Annotated in this window: 5 protein-coding genes and 1 other RNA gene; 5 read left to right on the top strand and 1 reads right to left on the bottom strand. The window is 43.1% G+C overall.

Translation table 11 applies throughout. The features are described from left to right. Positions 1 to 713 (bottom strand): UPF0149 family protein (locus JKY90_05580; protein ID MBL4851735.1); only part of this gene is annotated, 713 nt, incomplete at its 3' end. A 166-nt stretch (positions 714 to 879) separates the two neighbouring features. On the opposite strand from JKY90_05580, the gene JKY90_05575 reads away from it, so the two are divergent. The 5 genes from JKY90_05575 to JKY90_05555 all read left to right on the top strand — a co-directional run. After that, entirely contained in the window at positions 880 to 1,104 is a 225-nt protein-coding gene (locus JKY90_05575; GenBank protein MBL4851734.1) for a TIGR02449 family protein, read from the top strand. After that, positions 1,104 to 1,418: a cell division protein ZapA gene (locus JKY90_05570; GenBank protein MBL4851733.1), complete on the top strand. Its 315-nt coding sequence runs from the start codon at positions 1,104 to 1,106 to the stop codon at positions 1,416 to 1,418. Before JKY90_05575 ends, JKY90_05570 begins: the two co-directional genes overlap by 1 nt. A gap of 49 nt (positions 1,419 to 1,467) precedes the next feature. After that, positions 1,468 to 1,647: non-coding RNA, 6S RNA (gene ssrS / locus JKY90_05565), on the top strand. A gap of 32 nt (positions 1,648 to 1,679) precedes the next feature. Further along, a complete protein-coding gene (locus tag JKY90_05560; GenBank protein ID MBL4851732.1) occupies positions 1,680 to 2,288 on the top strand; it encodes a 5-formyltetrahydrofolate cyclo-ligase in 609 nt (202 codons plus the stop codon). Between the two features lie 739 nt (positions 2,289 to 3,027). Next, a partial coding sequence (locus JKY90_05555; protein MBL4851731.1) for a hypothetical protein occupies positions 3,028 to 3,319 on the top strand: 292 nt, incomplete at its 3' end.

Below are 3,319 nucleotides of genomic sequence, written 5' to 3'. Positions count from 1 at the left end.
GCAGACTCTTCATCTTCACCTTCTTCAAATTGTTCTGCAAGTTGTGCAATGGCGCTAAAATCTTCAACGATTTCACGGCTGGCTTCTGAAAGTGCGTCGAGGGTTTTTAGGCCGCTTACGCTGAGGCCAAAAAGAAACCCTTGGCACCAAAGGCTGAGTGCTTGTGTGCGTGCAGCAATAGATTCACTGTCTGCTGGTAATAATGGGCTAAAATCATAGTTCATATCACTAAGTTGGGTGCGTGTTTGACGGTGTAATGTGGCCAGTTCGGCAATGGCAGCGGCATGTGTTGAGTCGGTATGTTGAGCTGTCTGGTTTTTAGTTAGAAAGTGTGTAAATAATTCATTTGGTGATTCATGGCTCAGAGCCCGCTCCCGCGAAAGCGTGGAGCCTGCCTCGTGCTTGACACGAGGGGCACCTTTTACTGAAACCCCTTCGGGTTTCTTGCACTCATGTCTGCCTTCGGCATTCACCTTGTACCCCAGAGCCTGCCCCGTGCTTGACACGGGGGCACCCTCTACTGAAACCCCTTCGGGCTTCCTGCACTCATGTCTGCCTTCGGCATTCACCTTGTCATCCAGGCCAAGCCAGTCACTGCGCTGGCTGCCAGGGTCAAGGCTTAACATACCGCAAAGAATGCCGTGCGCTTCAGCACATTCAACCGTTGCATCAAGGTCGCTTAGTAAGTGTTGGTAATCATCGTAATCAGGCATGGCAGTGTACTAGAATTATTATGCGCACAATAACGTGTGCTCGCTGCAATATTGGCTAAGATTTAGGCGTTAGAATACCAGTATAGCCGAATAGGTGAAAAATAATGGCGTTGACCCCCTTATAAGGCCGATTTATAGTAGCGTAATCATTCTTTGGAGGTGACTTATGGGTGAGTCAAGCGCCCCGAATATTATCGATTTTCCCCGCTTTGAGTTTTGGGTTGGTGAACTTATCGATACCTGCGAGCAACTCAAGCAGGAGAATATGAATTTGCGCCAAGAGCAATCAACGCTGCTTGATGAAAAAACATGTTTGGCAGACCGTAATAATAGGGTTACGCAGCGTTTGCAAACCTTGATTGGTCGTCTTAAAAAGATGGAGGCAGTTTAATGGAGGCTGATCGTGTGTCAGTTGCGGTTCAAATTTTAGATAAGGAATATCGTTTTTCTTGTCCTGAAGAAGAGAGCGAAGCCTTAGTGGGTGCGGCGCGTTGTGTTAATCGCAAAATGGCTGAAATTCGTGACTCAGGTAAAGTCATTGGTCTCGAACGGATGGCCATCATGGTCGCGATTAATATCGCCCATGAGTTGCTTGATCTTAATGGCTCAAGCAGGGGTACGAATACTGAATTGCCAAAACAGCTTGCGGTATTGCAAGATAAGGTTGAAAAAGCGATTAGTCATGCGCGTCAGATGGAGATCTAGCTTGCAACAATGCTGTTGCTTTGCTAATAAAAAGCATAAAATGATAATGCACTTTCTGCGGCGTTTGTTATACGCCGACAAACCTCTTGAGCTATAAGTATAAATCCGGGAGGCTTCGCGAGAGTTGTTGTGCATGTCCGCTAGCCGGAAAGCCTGATACGCTCGCTTGGCCACCCACTTGAACCCTTGGTTCAAGAATGTGGCTAGTGACGGCGGCTGTGGAAAGTGCCTTATTTTTTAATGATAGCTAATGATTAGCAAATGATTAGCAAAAAAAGTCGACAACAAAGCTCTTTGCGGGAAGTGCTACGCGCAAAACGACGACAGTTAACGGGTTTTGATCGTATCGATAAGACCCATGTACTAATCAAGCAAATTCTGCGTCACCATGCTTATCAAACCGCTAAACACATCGCATTTTATGCTGCTTTTGATGGCGAGGTAGATATTGCGCCATTATTGTTGCATGCATACAACAATAATAAGCATTGTTACCTTCCGGTTATGCCAAAATTTTCTGGTCAACGATTACGTTTTGCACCTTACTCTCCTGGTGTGGCAGAAAAATTAAACCGTTTTGGCATAAGCGAACCTGTTTACCGGACTGGAACAGTCTGTTCGGCATCAAAACTTGACCTCGTTTTAATGCCGCTAGTTGGTTTTGATACGAGCGGGCAACGTTTAGGGATGGGTGGTGGCTATTATGATCGTTGTTTTGAGTTTCGCCGCAATCGATCACATTGGAAGACACCTTTGTTGTTAGGCGTTGCTTTTGAATGTCAAAAAATTGATACATTAGCTAGCCAACCCTGGGATGTGGCCATGGATGCCTGCATTACAGAGAAAAAAGGGTATGAGTTTTCATATTGAAAGACAATTACAGGCACCATGCCAGTACCAGTGATTTAAAAAGGCATCCCCCTAATAAAACAGAGCACCGGAGTGGTGTACGTAATAATTGAATGCACTATTAGAATAGACACTCAAAGGCGTGTTGGTGGGAAAGTATTCTACCTTGAGCACGCAGAAAAATATCTCTCAAGAGGAGGCTAAAAAAAGCTCTTTTGAGGGGGTGCATAGTCCACCACTGCAACTACTAAACCCACGCAATTGTGCAACCTTGCAGGTTGTAAACAAGTGTTCTATAGAGCTTCATAGCTTTCGATAGGCAGGGTAAACGCCATGATTCGATAGATGATTTTAAAAATCACGTTGGTTGAACTTGATGTGAAGAAGTTTAAGTGCATTGCCATTGCTAACAGAGTTAAAACAATGTGAAGCGTTTAGCAAAGAAGCGGTTGCTTGAAAAAGAAAGCAACTTTACGTCATGACTATAAATAAAAAGGAATGGATCTTCATTATATAGGCTGTTGTGATAGGCGTTACATGGCATTATTTTTCTTTTGTTGGATTAGCAGGGCTAAATTTTTTCCTAACAAAGCTCAATTCATCTCAATCAGTGTCGATATACAGACTGGTACAAAACCTGTAATAGTTAAATTGTTAATATTGATTTGTTAAGTCTGCAAATGGTTTGGTGTTAAAAAACTGGCATTGTTTGTCAAGATGATTATACTTAACCCCGAACGGTCCCCTTGGAGGAATTAAGATGGCAGTTAAAAAGAAAGCTAGTGCTAAAAAACGCGTTGCAGCAAAGAAGAAATCTGCAACAAAAAAGAAGGTAGTAACTAAACGTAGGATTACCGCTAAGAAGAAAATAGCTAAGAAGAAAGTAGCTAAGAAGAAAACAGCTAAGAAGAAAACAGCTAAGAAGAAAACAGCTAAGAAGAAAACAGCTAAGAAGAAAGTAGCTAAGAAGAAAGTAGCTAAGAAGAAAGTAGCTAAGAAGAAAGTAGCTAAGAAGAAAGTAGCTAAGAAGAAAGTAGCTAAGAAGAAAGTAG

The organism is Gammaproteobacteria bacterium, from assembly GCA_016765075.1.
In the GTDB taxonomy this organism is placed as follows: domain Bacteria; phylum Pseudomonadota; class Gammaproteobacteria.
Note: the sequence above shows the minus strand (reverse complement) of the source record. Positions and strands in the feature narration are given on the sequence as shown.

What these genes read in the sequence shown, in the direction of transcription:
- JKY90_05575 (MBL4851734.1), top strand. Translation starts at nt 880, where the DNA reads ATGGGTGAGTCAAGCGCCCCGAATATTATCGATTTTCCCCGCTTTGAG.
- JKY90_05570 (MBL4851733.1), top strand. Translation starts at nt 1,104, where the DNA reads ATGGAGGCTGATCGTGTGTCAGTTGCGGTTCAAATTTTAGATAAGGAA.
- JKY90_05560 (MBL4851732.1), top strand. Translation starts at nt 1,680, where the DNA reads ATGATTAGCAAAAAAAGTCGACAACAAAGCTCTTTGCGGGAAGTGCTA.